Origin of the sequence: Microbacterium capsulatum (assembly GCF_030865425.1) — a bacterium.
GTDB lineage: Bacteria > Actinomycetota > Actinomycetes > Actinomycetales > Microbacteriaceae > Microbacterium > Microbacterium capsulatum.
This window is the reverse complement of the sequence record NZ_JAVFCB010000001.1, coordinates 381,746-396,656: the sequence shown is the minus strand read 5'-3', so window position 1 is coordinate 396,656 and position 14,911 is coordinate 381,746. Positions and strand designations below refer to the sequence as shown.

The 14,911-nt window shown below is 70.8% G+C and carries 14 protein-coding genes and 1 tRNA gene; 5 read left to right on the top strand and 10 right to left on the bottom strand.

Annotated elements, in window-relative coordinates:
• Nucleotides 1-12 precede the first annotated feature (12 nt).
• Together RBR11_RS01885 and RBR11_RS01880 are read left to right on the top strand one after the other, a co-directional pair.
• On the top strand, nucleotides 13-261 hold the full coding sequence (locus RBR11_RS01885) for an acyl carrier protein (protein WP_308487589.1): 249 nt from the start codon (nucleotides 13-15) through the stop codon (nucleotides 259-261).
• 95 nt (nucleotides 262-356) lie between these two features.
• Entirely contained in the window at nucleotides 357-1,598 is a 1,242-nt protein-coding gene (locus RBR11_RS01880; protein WP_308487588.1) for a beta-ketoacyl-[acyl-carrier-protein] synthase family protein, read from the top strand.
• Nucleotides 1,599-1,829: 231 nt separating this feature from the next.
• Here the strand turns inward: RBR11_RS01880 and RBR11_RS01875 are convergent, their stop codons facing one another.
• The gene (locus RBR11_RS01875) at nucleotides 1,830-2,333 is read right to left on the bottom strand and encodes a DUF3145 domain-containing protein (RefSeq protein WP_308487587.1); all 504 of its coding nucleotides are present in this window, start codon (nucleotides 2,331-2,333) and stop codon (nucleotides 1,830-1,832) included.
• A 261-nt stretch (nucleotides 2,334-2,594) separates the two neighbouring features.
• On the opposite strand from RBR11_RS01875, the gene RBR11_RS01870 reads away from it, so the two are divergent.
• Entirely contained in the window at nucleotides 2,595-3,359 is a 765-nt protein-coding gene (locus tag RBR11_RS01870; protein WP_308487586.1) for a metal-dependent hydrolase, read from the top strand.
• A 73-nt stretch (nucleotides 3,360-3,432) separates the two neighbouring features.
• On the opposite strand, the gene RBR11_RS01865 is transcribed toward RBR11_RS01870, so the two are convergent.
• Nucleotides 3,433-4,206, bottom strand: coding sequence for a hypothetical protein (locus tag RBR11_RS01865; protein ID WP_308487585.1), 774 nt, complete (start codon nucleotides 4,204-4,206; stop codon nucleotides 3,433-3,435).
• A gap of 172 nt (nucleotides 4,207-4,378) precedes the next feature.
• Between RBR11_RS01865 and RBR11_RS01860 the strand changes: the two genes are divergently transcribed.
• Both RBR11_RS01860 and RBR11_RS01855 read left to right on the top strand, forming a co-directional pair.
• Nucleotides 4,379-6,394 carry a DUF262 domain-containing protein gene (locus tag RBR11_RS01860; RefSeq protein WP_308487584.1) on the top strand — a complete coding sequence of 672 codons (2,016 nt, stop codon included), beginning with the start codon at nucleotides 4,379-4,381 and terminating at the stop codon, nucleotides 6,392-6,394.
• On the top strand, nucleotides 6,394-7,656 hold the full coding sequence (locus RBR11_RS01855) for an alpha/beta fold hydrolase (protein ID WP_308487583.1): 1,263 nt from the start codon (nucleotides 6,394-6,396) through the stop codon (nucleotides 7,654-7,656). Before RBR11_RS01860 ends, RBR11_RS01855 begins: the two co-directional genes overlap by 1 nt.
• A gap of 30 nt (nucleotides 7,657-7,686) precedes the next feature.
• Here the strand turns inward: RBR11_RS01855 and RBR11_RS01850 are convergent, their stop codons facing one another.
• From RBR11_RS01850 to RBR11_RS01815, 8 genes are all read right to left on the bottom strand, one after another.
• Complete coding sequence (locus tag RBR11_RS01850; RefSeq protein ID WP_308487582.1) at nucleotides 7,687-8,211, bottom strand: SRPBCC domain-containing protein; 525 nt, start codon at nucleotides 8,209-8,211, stop codon at nucleotides 7,687-7,689.
• Complete coding sequence (locus RBR11_RS01845) at nucleotides 8,208-8,525, bottom strand: ArsR/SmtB family transcription factor (protein ID WP_308487581.1); 318 nt, start codon at nucleotides 8,523-8,525, stop codon at nucleotides 8,208-8,210. Before RBR11_RS01845 ends, RBR11_RS01850 begins: the two co-directional genes overlap by 4 nt.
• A gap of 53 nt (nucleotides 8,526-8,578) precedes the next feature.
• Nucleotides 8,579-8,652 (bottom strand) — tRNA-Ile (locus RBR11_RS01840).
• Between the two features lie 38 nt (nucleotides 8,653-8,690).
• Nucleotides 8,691-9,812: a hypothetical protein gene (locus RBR11_RS01835; RefSeq protein WP_308487580.1), complete on the bottom strand. Its 1,122-nt coding sequence runs from the start codon at nucleotides 9,810-9,812 to the stop codon at nucleotides 8,691-8,693.
• Between the two features lie 125 nt (nucleotides 9,813-9,937).
• Nucleotides 9,938-10,465, bottom strand: coding sequence for a gamma carbonic anhydrase family protein (locus tag RBR11_RS01830; protein WP_308487579.1), 528 nt, complete (start codon nucleotides 10,463-10,465; stop codon nucleotides 9,938-9,940).
• A 22-nt stretch (nucleotides 10,466-10,487) separates the two neighbouring features.
• The gene (locus tag RBR11_RS01825; RefSeq protein ID WP_308487578.1) at nucleotides 10,488-12,596 is read right to left on the bottom strand and encodes an acyltransferase family protein; all 2,109 of its coding nucleotides are present in this window, start codon (nucleotides 12,594-12,596) and stop codon (nucleotides 10,488-10,490) included.
• Between the two features lie 94 nt (nucleotides 12,597-12,690).
• Nucleotides 12,691-14,190, bottom strand: coding sequence for an amidohydrolase (locus tag RBR11_RS01820; protein ID WP_373889755.1), 1,500 nt, complete (start codon nucleotides 14,188-14,190; stop codon nucleotides 12,691-12,693).
• Nucleotides 14,187-14,837 (bottom strand): FMN-binding negative transcriptional regulator, encoded by a 651-nt coding sequence (locus tag RBR11_RS01815; RefSeq protein ID WP_308487577.1) that lies wholly within the window; start codon nucleotides 14,835-14,837, stop codon nucleotides 14,187-14,189. The genes RBR11_RS01820 and RBR11_RS01815 overlap by 4 nt, the downstream gene beginning before the upstream one ends.
• Nucleotides 14,838-14,911: the final 74 nt, after the last annotated feature.

Below are 14,911 nucleotides of genomic sequence, written 5' to 3'. Positions count from 1 at the left end.
AAAGAGGAAACCATGGCTTTCAGCAACGACGAGGTCCTCGCCGGCCTTGCAGAGCTCATCACCGACGAGACCGGCATCGACGCCTCGGAGGTCGCGCTGGAGAAGTCCTTCACCGACGATCTGGACATCGACTCGATCTCGATGATGACGATCGTCGTCAACGCCGAGGAGAAGTTCGGTGTCACCATCCCCGACGACGAGGTCAAGAACCTCAAGTCCGTCGGTGACGCCGTGAACTTCATCGTCGCCGGCCAGGAGTGACATCTGCGGATGCCACCCCCGGTCCCTGAGCCCGTCGAAGGGCGCGGGGCGTGGCATCCTCCTCTCCCCCACCCCATCCCTCAGAAGGAACCTGCATGACCAAGCGCATCGTCGTCACCGGCATCGGCGCCACATCCGCCCTGGGCGGCACCGCCCCGGAGAACTGGGCGAACCTGCTCGCCGGCGTCTCCGGCACGCACACGCTGACGCACGAGTGGATCGAGCAGTACCAGATCCCGGTGACGTTCGCCGCAGAGGCGTCCGTCCGCCCCGAGGAGGTCCTGCCGCGGCACGAGGCCAAGCGCCTCGACCCGTCCACCCAGTTCGCGCTGATCGCCGCCCGTGAGGCCTGGGAGGACGCCGGCGCCCCGGACATCGCCCCCGAGCGCCTCGGCATCGACTGGGCGACCGGCATCGGCGGCGTCTGGACCCTGCTGGATGCGTGGGACACGCTGCGCGAGAAGGGTCCGCGCCGCGTCATGCCGCTGACAGTCCCGATGCTCATGCCGAACGCCGGCGCGGGCAACCTCTCCCTGCACTTCAACGCCAAGGCCTTCGCCCGCACGGTGGTCTCCGCCTGCGCCTCCAGCACGGAGTCGATCGCGAACGCCTACGAGCACCTGCAGGACGGCCTGGCCGACGTCGTCATCGCCGGTGGCGCGGAGTCCGCGATCCACCCGATCACCATGGCCTCGTTCGCCTCCGCGCAGGCGCTCTCCCGGCGCAACGACGACCCGGAGCACGCCTCGCGCCCCGGCGCGATCGACCGCGACGGCTTCGTCATGGGCGAAGGCGGTGCGGCCCTGGTCCTGGAGACCGAGGAGCACGCCAAGGCCCGCGGAGCCAAGATCTACGCGTACCTCGTCGGCGGCGGCGTCTCGGCCGACTCGTACCACATCACCGGCAACGACCCGGAGGGCGCCGGCGCCGCCCGCGCCGTCGAGCAGGCCCTCGCCCAGGCCGGCGCGACCCCCGACCAGGTCACCCATATCAACGCGCACGCCACCTCGACCCCGGTCGGCGACCCGAACGAGTACGAGGCGCTGAAGCGCGTCTTCGGCTCCCGGATCGACGAGATCCCCGTGTCGGCGACCAAGGCGTCGACCGGTCACCTGCTCGGCGGCACCGGCGCGCTCGAGGCCGTGTACACGGTGCTCGCGCTGCGCGACCGCGTCGCCCCGCCGACGATCAACATGACCGAGCCGGATCCGGCCGTGCCGTTCAAGCTGTCCGGCGAGCCCCAGCCCCTCGGCGACGGCCCGCAGCTCGCGATCAGCAACTCCTTCGGGTTCGGCGGCCACAACGCCGTCGTCGCCTTCGCGGACTACCCGGGCTGATCCCGCCCGCACGAGTATCGCCCCGGTCGCTTCCTCATCGAAGCAGCCGGGGCGATTCTCGTGATGATGTTCAGTTTTTCTCCGGTTGTGGGCCGGGGATTCGCTGTCTCGGGTTCCGGGTCCCTGCTCTCCGACCCCCGATAGTGACGCCTCTCCGGCCCTCGTCCCTTCGTGTGACCCGGCCCTTCGACAGGCTCAGGGACCGGATCACACGAGTCCTCCGTCCTGCGACTACCCGACCTTGTGCAGCCACACGACGCGGGCGTCGTCGCTCGCGTGCCGGAACGGCTCCAGCTCGTCGTCCCAGGCGGTCCCCAGCGCGACGTCGAGTTCGCGCTGCAGTTCCGCCGCGCTGCCGGCGGAGATCTCCAGGGCGTAACGGATCCGGTCCTCGCCGATCACGATGTTGCCGGCGGCGTCGGTCTGCGCGTAGTGCACGCCGAGATCCGGCGTGTGCAGCCAGCGGCCGCCGTCGCTGCGCGGCGTGGGGTCCTCGGTGACCTCGAAGCGGAGGTGCTCCCAGCCGCGGATCGCGGTGGCGAGGACGGCACCGGTGCCGATGGGGCCGTCCCAGTAGAACTCGGCCCGGCGGGCACCGTCGAGGACGGGCTGCTCCGACCATTCGAAGTTGACGGCGCGCCCGATAGCGCGTCCGACCGCCCATTCCAGGTGCGGGCAGAGCGCGCGCGGTGCGGAGTGGATGTACACCACCCCGCGTGCTTGTGCTGTCGCCATGTTGTCTCCGTTTCATCAGGTGCGTCTTCCCCTACGACCTGATCCGCGAAGCACGGCGGTATGCGGTTATGCGCCCATTCTCACCGATACCCAGCGAAATCACAAGGATGTAACTCATTGCGAAACGGACACGGACCGGGTGGTCTCCGCCGGTCGGGGGGCGATGTCGGATCGCCCTGGCACGATGGATGTCGCTGTTCCTCCCGGCCTCGGCCCTCGAGAGCAGTCTTCCCCGCCCGCCCCGCTGACCAGGAGCCAGCCATGATGGGAACCTCCCACGCCATCAGCGGCGCCGCCGCCTGGGTGGCCGTCACCGCCACCGCCGTCCCCGCCCTGGGGATCCATCCGATGACCCCGTCGACGGTCGTCCTCGGCTCCCTCGTCGCGGCGGGGGCCGCGCTCCTGCCCGATGCCGACCACCACAACGCCACGATCGCGCACTCCCTCCCGGTCGCCGGGAGGGTCGTCGCCGGCACGGTCGGGCGACTCACCGGCGGCCACCGCCACGGGATGCATTCGCTGCTCGCCGTCGTCGGCATCGCCCTCGGCACCTATGCCCTGTCGTTCGTGCACTGGACGCCGCCCGGATGGGATCACGCCCTGCAGGTCGGATCCGCGGCCGCGGTCCTCGCGTGCACGACGTTCGCGACGAAGGTGCTGAGGCTCGCGAAGTCCTGGCGGCTCGCGTGGCTGATCGGCGCGCTCATGGCCGCCGCCGTGCTGCTCTGGGCGCCCGCCGAGTTCGACTGGCTGCCGCTCTGCATCGGCCTCGGCTTCCTCGTGCACCTGATCGGCGACGCCCTCACCATCGAAGGCGTCCCGTTCCTCTGGCCGCTCCGACCGAAGGCGCCCCGGCTCATCCAGGCGACCCCGATCATCCGGCACGTCTGGAAGCCGAACGGCTTCTTCGCCGTCCCGATCCTCGGCCACGCCGGATCCTGGCGGGAGTGGCTGCTCACACTGCCCCTCGCCGGGTACGCGCTCTGGGGCGTCGGCGCGTCCGTGGCGAGCCTGGTCGGGGGCTGAGCCCGCGGACACGAAGAGAGGGCCTGAGCCCGGTGCGAGACCGGGCTCAGGCCCTCGAAAGCGACGCGGAGGCTCAGGCCTCGCTCATCGCGATCTTCTCCTTCTGACCCTTGGCGGCGTAGTACGCGGCACGGGCGGCGTCACGACGCGCCTGCTCCTCGTAGCCGGCGTCCAGGATCGCCTGGTCGACGGCGTAGTTCTCCACGTCCTGGGTGCCGTTGTACTTCTCGATGTAGGCGTCGAGCTCGGGGCCCGAGGTCCACGAGGTGATGAGGCAGTAGCGCGGCTCGGTGCCGTTGTGGGTGGCGGCGTGCCAGAGGCGCTGGGTGTCGACGATCAGCTGCGCGCCGGCCGGGAGGGCGATGCGGTACTCGACGCTCGGGTCGGTGCGGTTCTCGCGCAGGACGAAGTAGCTGTCCTTGTCGTCGGTGAGGTTGAAGAAGCCGCGCACGACCCAGCCGGTGCCGTCCGGGTTGAGGCGGTTGTTGTCGTCCTGGTGCAGGTTGTAGAGGCACTCGCCGTACGGCGTGGGCTGCAGCTCGATGACCCGGCAGCGGCCGACGTTCGCGCCGGGCTCCTGCGCGCGACGCGTCAGGTTGGGGGCCTTGGAGGTCTGCGCGTCGATCCAGACGCCGTCCTTGTCCGTGCGCGGCGGCACGTGGTTCCAGAAGCCGTTGCACTCGATCTCGCCCTTGGCGGACGCGAGCGGGGCGAAGCGGGTGTCGCCCGACGACTTCCAGTCGTTGTACTCGATGTCGAGCCACTCCTTGGGGTCGAGCTCCTGGTTGTAGCTGTCGAGGACGACGAATCCCTTGTCCTCGAGCGCGGCGGACTTGATGTATGCCATGAGCGAGTCATGTCCTTTCATAAGGGGCCAGCACGTTTTAACAGGCCCTTCTTAGGCCAGCCTAACAGCGGGCCCTCGGCGCGCCCGGAGGAGCGGCCGTGAATATCGGCGCCCGCGTGGACCGCAAATAGACTGGATCACGCAGGGTCGATCCGAGGAGCAGCGCAGCAGCATGAGCAGGGCCACCAACGTCGAGGCAACCGCAGTCAGCACGATCGAGTGGCTCTCCAAGGACTCCACCACGATCGTGGTGCCGGTCTACCAGCGGCAGTACCGCTGGGACATCGGCGGGTGCGAGCAGCTGCTCACCGACATCCGCGCGGTCGCCGACGAGGACGACGCGCACCGGCACTTCATCGGCTCGATCCTCTCCGCCGAGGACGTCGCCCTCCGTGACGTCGACAGCGCCGACGCCGACCTCGTCCTCATCGACGGGCAGCAGCGCCTCACCACCCTGATGCTGCTCATCGCCGCGCTGCACCACTCGGTGCGGGAGTCGGATCCGGCCTTCGCCGCGGAGCTGCATCGGGTGCTCGTGCGTGCGGACGACCCCGACCGGACGAAGCTGCGACCGCACGACGCGTGGGCGCACCTGTTCGAGTCGGTCGTGCTCGACCGCCGCGGCGGCGAGGAGCGCGAGTCGCGGTTCGACGACAACTACGCCTTCTTCCGCTCGCAGGTGCACGCCGACGAGGCGCCGCGGATCTGGCGCGGGCTGCAGCGTCTCGAGCACGTGTCGATCACCCTCGACGCCGACGCCAACGCGCAGCAGATCTTCGAGAGCCTGAACTCGACCGGCGAGCCGCTGCGCGACCACGAGCTCATCCACAACTACGTGCTCATGGGGCTGTCCCACTCCGAGCAACGCCAGGTCGAGGAGGACTTCTGGCTGCCGATCGAGCGCAGCACGGGCGAGGCGATCGGCGCGTTCTGGCGGCACTTCCTCATCATGACGACGGGCCGCGAGGTCGCCGTCGCGGGCGAGCACGGCGTGTACAGCGCGTTCCGCCACGAGTTCCCCCGCCCCGACCTCGCGACCCTGCACGCGCAGGCGGAGGTGTGGCGCGAGTACTCCGACATCTACCGGGTGCTGCTGGATCCCTCGCAGGAGCCGGATCCCGAGATCCGCCGGCAGCTCGCCTACGTGAACACGTTCGGCAAGGCGACCTACCCGCTCGTGATGAGCGCCTACCGCGACCACCAGCTCGGCGTCATCGACAAGGACGAGCTGATCCGCACGCTCGAACGGATCCAGTCGCTCCTGCTGCGCCGCGCCGTCGTCGGCGTGCCGACGGACCGCCTGATCGCCCGGCTCTGCCGTGCCCGCAGCGAGGGGCCCGAGCAGCTGCTCAAGGCGTTCGCCCGGATCACCCCCTCCGACGAGCGGATCCGGGTCTCTCTCAAGTTCACCGACCTGCCGCACGCGCTGTACGTGCTCGGCCGGCTCGAGGGCCTGCAGGATCCGGACGGGTTCGACGTCGAGTACGTCGTCCCCCCGGCGCCGCACAACAACTGGTCGGGCGACGGTGTGCGGCTGTGGAGTGAGTACAGCGAGGACGAGCAGAACAGCCATCGCGCGCTCGCGTCCACCCTCGGCAATCTCGCCCTGATCGAGCAGCCGCTCGCGGAGCGCGTGTTCGGCGACTCCTTCCCCGCCAAGCGCGGCGACTACCGGCGCAGCGCGATCGCGGGGACGGCGGCGCTCGGCGAGCTCGAGTCCTGGGGCACCGCGGCGATCTCCCAGCGCACGGCCGCACTCACCGACGCCTTCCTGCGCATCTGGCAGCGCCCCGCCGTCACCGACATCGACGACGACGGCCTCACCCCGATCCTCGACGCGGTCCGCCGCCGCGGCTGGCCGTCCGGCTGGGAGCGCGAGTTCGACTACGTCGAGTACCGCGGGGAGCGCTGGGACGTGCCGGACGTGAAGTACCTGTTCAACCGGGTGTTCCGGCGCGGCTGGACCGACACCCGCGAGGCGCTGATGGCGTTCAACGCCCGCAACGGCGGTCCGATCTACGAGGAGACGGCGTGGAAGGGCCAGTGGGACGAGTTGGATGAGGACCACCACCTCTACATGGGCTGGGACTCGAAATACATGATGAGTGCGGTGCAGGGCCTCCTGGAGGAGTCGGGCCTTGCGACCGAGGTGTTCGTGAAGTACTCCTACATCGGGAATGTGATGTGATGACCGTGACTGCAGCCCCCGTGCGACGCCGCCGGGTGATGGACCTGACCCTCGAGGAGCACACGCTCACCGTGCCGCTGGTGTGGTCGGATCCGGCCGACACCCGCACGATCGACGTGTTCGCGTCGGTCGTGAGCCGAGAGGGCGGCGAGGACCTCCCGTACCTGGTGTTCCTGCAGGGCGGGCCGGGATCCGAGGCACCGCGCGCGATGCACGCGCCCGCCTCACCCGCCTGGCTGGATCAGGCGCTCGCGCACCACCGGGTCGTCATGATCGACCAGCGCGGCACCGGGCGCTCGACGCCGGTCGCGGACGGGATCCTGGAGCGCGGCGCCGCGGCCGTCGCCGAGCACCTCACCCACCTGCGCGCCGACTCGATCGTGCGCGACTGCGAGGCGCTGCGCGAGCACCTGGGCGCAGTGAGCTGGAACGTGCTCGGCCAGTCCTTCGGCGGCTTCACGACCCTCGCGTACCTCTCCACGGACGCCGCGTCGCTCGACCGCGTCTACATCACCGGGGGCCTCAGCACGCTCACCCGCACCCCGGACGACGTCTACGCGCTCTGCTACGACAAGATGCGCACCGAGTCGGAGCGCTACTACCGGCGCTTCCCGGAGCACCGCGACCGGATGCGCCGGCTCGTCGACCTCGCCGCGGTCGGCGGCATCACGCTGCCCGACGGCGAGGTCGTCTCGCCGTCGCGGATGCGCTCGGTCGGCTCGGCCCTGGGCACGAACGACGGCTGGCAGACCCTCTGGCAGCTGCTCGAGCGGGATCCCTCCACGAACGCGTTCCGCTACGACCTGCGCGACGCGATGCCGTTCGGCGGCCGCAACCCGCTGTACTTCGTGTTCCACGAGTCGAGCTACGCGAACGGCCACGCCACCCGCTGGTCCGCCGAGCGGGTCCTGCCCGCCGATTTCGCCGAGGACGTGACGCTGTTCACCGGCGAGCACATCCACAGCGAGTGGACCGAGACCGTGCCGGCGTTCCAGCCCTGGCGCGACGTCACGCTCGCCCTCGCGGAGCACGAGTGGCCCGTGATCTACGACCCGGCCGCGATCGCCGCATCCGGTGCCCGGGGCGCCGCAGCCGTCTACGTGAACGACGTCTACGTGCCGGTCGAGTACTCCCTGGAGACGGCCGCGCTCATGCCCGACGTGAAGCTCTGGATCACGAGCGAGCACGAGCACAACGGGCTGCGCTCCGGACCGGTGCTCGAGCGTCTCATCGACCTCGCGCACGACCGCCGGATCCGCTGACGCGTCCGGACCGCCTCCGCGGCCCGTCCGTCACGCGAGGCGGGCCGCGGCGTACTCCTCGGTGAGCTCGCGCCAGCGCGCCTCCCAGGACGGAGCGAATTCGCCGGCCGGCCAGCCGTCGGGATGCGGCCCGGCGCCCGTCGCGAGCGTGTGCGCGAGATCCTCGAAATGCGCCTGCCAGCCGGCCGCGTGATAGTGGACGTCGGGCTGCGGCAGGCCACGGTCCTCGACGACGAGCCGGGCACGATCGCCCTCCTCGGACAGCCAGACCTCGATCACGCCCTCCTCGTCCGTGCCGGGGAGCTGGGTGAGCAGGAGGTGCCGCGGCGCCTCGCAGATCTCGATCCGCAGCGTGCCGACCCAGGCGCTGGTGAACTCCGCCTCGATCATGCCGCCGACCCGCAGGTCGCCGGAGACCCGCGCGATCCAGCGCGACAGGCGATCCGGATCCGTGCACGCGTGCCAGAGGTCGTCGATGTCGGTGTCGTAGACGTCCTCGATGCGGACGGCGCCCCGGGTGTCGTCGAGCGCACGCATCGTCGCGATCATGCTCATGTCCTGTCCTTCTTCCCTCGTGCGATCTCGGTGTGGAGGGCGCCGAGGCGCTGGATCCACAGATCCCGATACGGGCCCAGCCAGTCGTCGAGGTCGATCAGCGCCTCCGGGTGGAGACGGTAGATGCGGTGCTGGGCGTCCTGCCGCACCTCGACCAGCCCGGCCTCGCGCAGCACCCGCAGATGGCGGGAGACGCCGGGTCGCGCGATCGGCAGCGCGTCGGCGAGTTCGCCCGCCGTCGCGTCGTGGTCGCGCAGGATTCCGAGCACGGCGCGCCGGCTCGGGTCGGCGAGAGCGTGCAGCACGGCGTCCATGAGGCGAATGTACCCTTACGGTTACGTAACCGCAAGGGTACATTCAATGCCGGTGGGGCGGGCGGGACTTGAACCCGCGATCGTTGGGTTATGAGCCCACTGCCTTGACCAGCTTGGCCACCGCCCCGGACTTCCGAGGATACCCAACGCGGTGGCGTGCGCCGGTCACGGCCTCCAGCGCAGCTCGATGATCTCGTGCGCGTCGCTGAGGTAGAACACGTTCTGGGTGCCCTCGTCGACCTCGACGAACGCGACCGGATCCCCGACGATCGGCGGCGCGCCGACCCGCGCGGCGATGTCGTTCACGTGCCACACCCCTCCGCTCCACCACAGCTCGTGCACCAGCTCGTCGGTGCCCGTGTAGAGCACATGCTGGGTGGCGACCGGCTGGAACAGCCCGGCCTCGAACGCGTATCCGGCGGGACTCGCGGTGGGGGACGGCACTGCCGCCCCCGTGGCCGCGGTCAGATCGTGGTCGTGCCACGCTCCCGCCAGCCACCACAGTTCATGCATGTGGTGGTCGATGCCGACGTAGACGACGTGCTGGCTGCCCTCACCGCGGAACACGTAGCCGGATACGGTCCCCGCGTCGCCCGATGCGGGCGCGCCCGTCTGCGCGGTGAGATCGCCCCAGTGCCAGCCCGAGGCGTCGTCCGCCCAGAACTCGAGGATGTGCCCGTCTCCCCCGCGCACGAGCACGTGCGCGGTCTTCTGGCCCTCGAACGAGTACCCGGTGGGGGCCGCGTCCGGGGCGCACGGCGGCGCACCCGTGAGCGCGGTGAGATCGAGGTCGTGCCAGCCGTTCCCGGCGTTGTTCAGCTCGTGGATGTGGCCGCCGTCGCGGGCCTGGTAGACGACGCGCTGCGCGCCGTCGTAGTACGTCTCGTATCCGTAGGGCTGGGAGAGCGCGAGCGGCGCGTGCGCCGCGTTCGTGAGGTCGTTCGCGTTCCAGCCGTCGTCCTCGGTGTACCAGAGCTCGTGCACGTGGCCGTCGAACAGCTGCCCCTGGTACACGACGTGCTGGGACCCCTGGTGCGCCCAGATGTACCCGTTCCCGTACGTCGCCGCGGCGGATCCGCCCGCCTCGGAGACGAGGTTCTTGACGCTCCAGTCGTCGCTCTCGCTGCAGTAGAGCTCGTAGAGCTGTCCGTCGCCGCCGGTCGTCGAGTCGTAGCCCTGGAAGACGACGTGCCGCGTGAACTGTGCGAACAGCCAGGCCGTCGGCTGGTAGACGGCGTGCGGCGCCCCCGAGGTCGCCGTCGTCAGGTTCTTCGTTTCCCATCCCATGCGCGCGCTCCGATCCTCCGGTCGTCGGCGTCGGAACGGGCGTCGGCGTTGGCCCCCACACTACGCGCGTCCGGGTCCCGGCGGGACGGCGGATCCGGCCGCCGAGATCCGTGCGATCGGCCCGTTCAGGCGGGCGCGGCCTCGCGGTGGGTCTCGGTGTGGCCGCGGTAGACGCGGGCGTTGCGGCGCAGCCCCTCGCGCTCCTCGGCGGTGAGCTCGCGGCGGACCTTGGCCGGCACGCCGGCCACGAGCGATCCGTCCGGGATCTCCATGCCCGAGAGCACAAGCGCTCCCCCGGCAATGAGGCATTCGGAGCCCACGACCGCACCGGACAGCACGACGGCGCCCATGCCGATCAGCGATCCGTCGCCGATCGTGCAGCCGTGCACGACCGCGTTGTGCCCGATCGACACGTCGTCGCCGATCACGACCGGGTGGCCCTCGTCGACGTGCACGGAGACGTTGTCCTGCGCGTTGCTACCCGATCCCACCGTGATCGTGTCGGAGTCGGCACGGAGCACGGCGTTGTACCAGACGCTGGAGCCCTCGCCGATGGTCACGGCGCCCACGACGCGCGCCCCGGCGGCGAGGAACGCCGTGGGGTCGATCGCGGGGGTGCGGCCGGGCAGGGACAGGATCGTGGCGTCGCTCATACCGCGACTCTATCCGGCCGGGTCAGCCGGCCAGACCCATCGCCTTCTTCAACGCGGCGGTGTACTGCGGGGCGAGCGTGTTCACGAACGTCACCGTGAGGTGATCCTGATCCCGGTAGATGTTCGCACCGCCGACGACCGTGCGGCAGATCGTCTTGTCGCAGTACACGTCGGTGAAGTCGAGCAGGGTGACGTCCTTCTGCCCGGCGGCCGCCTCGCGCAGCGGATCCTTCTCGGTGAGGAGGTCGGATCGGGCGCCGTCGCAGGAGCTCTGCGGCCGGGTGCGCAGGCACTTGTTCGGGTCGGTCTCCCAGACCGGGTTGTCGACGACCGTGACGACGGGCGTGCCGTTCGCGGTCTGCGTGGCCCAGGCGGCGCGGTAGCCCGCGATCGCGGCGGCATCGACCGACTCGTGCCCGTTCGCCGAGAACGGCGTCGTGGACAACGCCGCCGTGAAGATCACGTCGAAGTGCTTCTTCTGCAACTGCTCGGCGACTGCGGCCCGGTACTGCGTGCAGGCGTCGCCGAACGCGCCGCCCGTGGACAGCGGGGTCGTGCTCCACGGGCAGGCGCCCTTGAAGTACGTGGTGAGGTGCCAGCCCTCCCGCTCGGCGATGCCCTGGAACGTCGTGAGCAGCTGGAAGGCGTGGCTGTCGCCGATGAGTGCGACCTGCTTGGCCTTCGGGTCCTCGGATCCGAACTCGCACGAGACGGGGCGGGCGTCGTTCAGCTGCACGAAGCACTGGGTGTCGGCCGGCCTGTCCACCCCGGCGAACCCGGGTGCGGGCAGGATCCGGTCGGTGCTGGTGTCGGCGCAGGAGGCGTCCAGCACGACCGCCGCGCCGAAACAGGCGGGCGGGTTCGCGCGCAGCTGCGCGATGGCCTGCACGCCCTGGTCGTAGGTGGACGCGTTCGCGACCCATCCGCCGCCGGCGGCCCCGGCGACGATGACCATGGCGGCCAGCGCGGCCCAGAGCGACACCCGGGGGCGCCGCGCGGTGAGCGGCTTCCAGGTGCGCGCGGGGTCCTCGACGAGCCGCTTGGTGAGCCAGGCGAGCAGGAAGCAGATGCCGACGAGAGCGACGCGGTGGTAGATCGTCAGGCCCCAGAACGGCACCGAGGGCGCGATGATGATGAGCGGCCAGTGCCAGAGGTAGAGGCTGTAGGAGATGTCGCCGGTGAAGCGCATCGGGCGGACGGCGAGGATCCGGGTCGGGTACCACCAGCGCTGCGTGTTCGAGGCAGCGATCACGGCGCCCGCGGCGACCGTCGGGATCGCTGCCATGTAGCCGGGGAACGGGGTCTGCCCATCGAAGCGGTAGATGACGACGAGCAGCGTGATGATGCCGCCCCAGCCGAGGATGAAGCTGCCGATCGGGTTGTGGATCCGCAGTCGCGGCACGAGCGCGAGCAGCGCGCCCACCCCGAACTGCCACATCCGGCCGAAGGTGACGAAGTAGGCCGGCGCCGGGTTGGTCAGGGTGTACCAGACGCAGAATGCGAACGAGGCGACCGACACGACGGCGATGGCGATCGCCGCGGCGCGCAGCCGGGTGCCGCGGAAGTACTTCACTGCGATCCATGCCGCCAGCAGCATGATGAGCGGCCAGAGCACGTAGAACTGCTCCTCGAGCGACAGCGACCAGTAGTGCTGGACCATCGTCGGGTCGCCCGAGTGCGCCAGGTAGTCGGCCGAGTTGAACGCGAGGTACCAGTTCTCCACGTAGAAGGTGGAGGCGACGATCTCCTTCAGCTGAGCCGGCAGCTGCGACAGCGGCGAGAGGACCGGGACCGCGGCGACGATCGCGCAGAACAGCAGCACGAGCAGCGACGCCGGCAGGAGGCGCCGGGCACGGCGCGCCCAGAACTGGCCGAGCTTGACGGTTCCCGTCGAGGTCAGCTCCCGCGCGAGGTGCGCGGTGATCAGGAATCCGGAGATCACGAAGAAGATGTCGACACCCACGTACCCGCCGCTGAGCCGCCCGGGCCAGAAGTGGTAGAGCACGACGGCGAGCACGGCGATGGCGCGGAGGCCCTGCACGTGCGGGATGAAGTCCGCCCCGACCTTCGCCGTCGGCCTGGTCAGGGACCGGCGGAGATCTGCGCGGGAGGAGGTGCCTGCTGTTGCCACCTGACGACGGTATCCCGAATCCCTATCCTTTCCCGACCTCCACACGGTCCGAACCGCGGATCCGAGGCGCGGAGGGCGGTGCGACCGGGAACGATCAGCCGCTGTGGGTGACCCGTCCGCCGACCATGGTCGCCTGCACCGGCATGTCCCGCAGGGCCGCGGCGTCGGCGGTGTTCGGATCCGTTCCGCACAGCACCAGGTCGGCGACGCCCCCCGGGCGGATCCCGGCACCGCCGGTCGTGCCGTTGTGCGCGCTCGCGGCCAGGGCCGTACCGATGTCGAGGCGCTCCTCGGGGCGCCACGGGGCGCGGTCGTCATCGGTGCGGAACACGGCGGCCGCGATCGCGTGCCAGGGCTCGAGGGGCGCGACCGGGGCGTCGGATCCGAAGCGCAGCGTCGCGCCGGCGCCGTGCAGCGAGGCGAGCGGGTACGGGATCGCGGTCTGCTCCGCCCAGAGAGCGTCGGCCGCGTCGCGGTCGTCGAGGGCGTGCTGCGGCTGCACGCTCGCGGCGATGCCGAGCCGGGCGAAGCGGGCGAGGTCCCCGTGCCGCACGAGCTGGGCGTGCTCGATCGTGCCCTGCGCGCCGGTGGCAGTGAAGGCGTCCAGCGCGGCGGTGACGGCGACGTCTCCGATCGCGTGCAGCGCGATGCCGATGCCGGCGCCCGTCGCGCGCAGCAGCAGCTCCTGCAGCTCGGCGGGCGGGACCGTCAGCACGCCGTGGTTGTGCGGGTCGTCGGCGTAGCCGGCACCGGTGGCGGCGGTGCGAGTGCCGAGGGATCCGTCGGAGATGATCTTCAGCGGCCCCATCCGGACCAGCCCGAGGGCGTCACCGGCGAGCGTCTCCCCGGTGCGCAGCCCTTCGGCGATCGCCCTGTCCAGATCGAACGGGTAGACCGCGAACTCGACGCGGTGCGTGTCGAAGCCGTGCGCGATCCGCCGCGTCCAGGCCTCCGCGTTCCACGCCATGTCGAAATCGACGAGGCCGACGATGCCTCGGGCGGCGGCCCGCCGGGCGGCGTCCGCGACGGCGAGGTCGGCGACGACGGGATCCGCGGCGTTCAGGCGGCGGGAGATCTCGAAGGCGTCCTCCTCGCGGAGCACGCCGTCCGCGGGTGCGTGCAACCCCTCGCGGCGGAACGCGGCGGAGTTCATCCAGACGCTGTGCACGTCGGCGTTGATGAGGTAGGTCGGGATCTCTCCCGTGCGTTCGTCGAGGAGGGCGAGGTCGGGTCGGTCGGTCCAGCGGACGTCGCGGAAGCCGGTGCCGACGCGGCGCCCGTCGCCGAGCATGGGCGCACCGCTCATCCGCGCGGCGGCCTCGGCGGCGCTCGCGGCGTCGCCGAGGGGCTCGCGCTGCGCGGCCAGCGCCCACTGCACGGTGTGCACGTGGTGATCCCAGAGCCCGGGGATGAGCCAGGCGCCGTCGCCGTCCAGCACCTCGCCGCGCAGCGGAAGGGCGCCGGTCGGGGCGATGTCGGCGATCCGGCCGCCGTCGAGGACGACGTCGATCGGGCCGTCGGAGGCGAGGAGCCGCCGGTCGTCGGTCGCGATGCGCACGCCGCGGATCGCGGAGACCGCGCCGGAGCCCGTCACAGCGCCGTCGCCCGGGCGGCGAGGCGCGCGTCGTGGGCGCGCTGCATCTCGGCGGCGAGGGCCGGGTTGGCGTAGACGCCGTCGCCCCGCAGCTCGAGGATCACGTTCTCGATGACCTCGTCCGGCTTGTTCTGGCTGAGCTTGCGCTTGGCGGTGACCCGGGTCGGCGTGAGTCGGAAGCCGACCGTGCCGGCCTCCAGTCGGCGCACGAAGTCCTCGTCGTTCGGGGGCGCCCACATCCGGCGCGGATCGTCGAGCGCGCCCTCGAAGCGATCGACGAGGTGCTCCAGCACCCGCAGGTTCTCCTCGGCATCGAGCACCTCGGGAACGCCGGAGAGGTGCACCGCGACGTAGTTCCAGGTCGGCACGGCCGCGACATCGCCGTACCAGCCCGGCGACACATAGCCGTGCGGACCCTGGAAGACGACCAGCAGCTCCTGCTCGCCGAGACCGAGGACCCGGTCGTCCGGGCGGCCCACGTGCGCCACGATCGTGAGGTCGTCGCGCTCCGGATCCAGCAGCACCGCGTAGTGCGACGCGGTCATCCCGTTCTCGTCGCGGCCCACGAGCGTCGCCCACGGATTCGCCGCGATCACCCGGCGGAGCTCGTCGACGTCGGTCATGGCGAAGCTGGGGTTCTGGCGCATGAGTTCAGCTTAGGAGCGCCTGAACGCGCCGGGTCGTTGAGCGAGCACCGACGACGTCGGGGCGAGACGAAACG

Excerpts from the sequence above, each read along its gene's own strand:
- RBR11_RS01885 (WP_308487589.1), top strand. The coding sequence starts at position 13 with ATGGCTTTCAGCAACGACGAGGTCCTCGCCGGCCTTGCAGAGCTCATC.
- RBR11_RS01880 (WP_308487588.1), top strand. The coding sequence starts at position 357 with ATGACCAAGCGCATCGTCGTCACCGGCATCGGCGCCACATCCGCCCTG.
- RBR11_RS01815 (WP_308487577.1), bottom strand. The coding sequence starts at position 14,837 with ATGCGCCAGAACCCCAGCTTCGCCATGACCGACGTCGACGAGCTCCGC.
- RBR11_RS01830 (WP_308487579.1), bottom strand. The coding sequence starts at position 10,465 with ATGAGCGACGCCACGATCCTGTCCCTGCCCGGCCGCACCCCCGCGATC.
- RBR11_RS01875 (WP_308487587.1), bottom strand. The coding sequence starts at position 2,333 with ATGGCGACAGCACAAGCACGCGGGGTGGTGTACATCCACTCCGCACCG.
- RBR11_RS01860 (WP_308487584.1), top strand. The coding sequence starts at position 4,379 with ATGAGCAGGGCCACCAACGTCGAGGCAACCGCAGTCAGCACGATCGAG.
- RBR11_RS01845 (WP_308487581.1), bottom strand. The coding sequence starts at position 8,525 with ATGGACGCCGTGCTGCACGCTCTCGCCGACCCGAGCCGGCGCGCCGTG.
- RBR11_RS01865 (WP_308487585.1), bottom strand. The coding sequence starts at position 4,206 with ATGGCATACATCAAGTCCGCCGCGCTCGAGGACAAGGGATTCGTCGTC.
- RBR11_RS01855 (WP_308487583.1), top strand. The coding sequence starts at position 6,394 with ATGACCGTGACTGCAGCCCCCGTGCGACGCCGCCGGGTGATGGACCTG.
- RBR11_RS01850 (WP_308487582.1), bottom strand. The coding sequence starts at position 8,211 with ATGAGCATGATCGCGACGATGCGTGCGCTCGACGACACCCGGGGCGCC.
- RBR11_RS01870 (WP_308487586.1), top strand. The coding sequence starts at position 2,595 with ATGATGGGAACCTCCCACGCCATCAGCGGCGCCGCCGCCTGGGTGGCC.
- RBR11_RS01835 (WP_308487580.1), bottom strand. The coding sequence starts at position 9,812 with ATGGGATGGGAAACGAAGAACCTGACGACGGCGACCTCGGGGGCGCCG.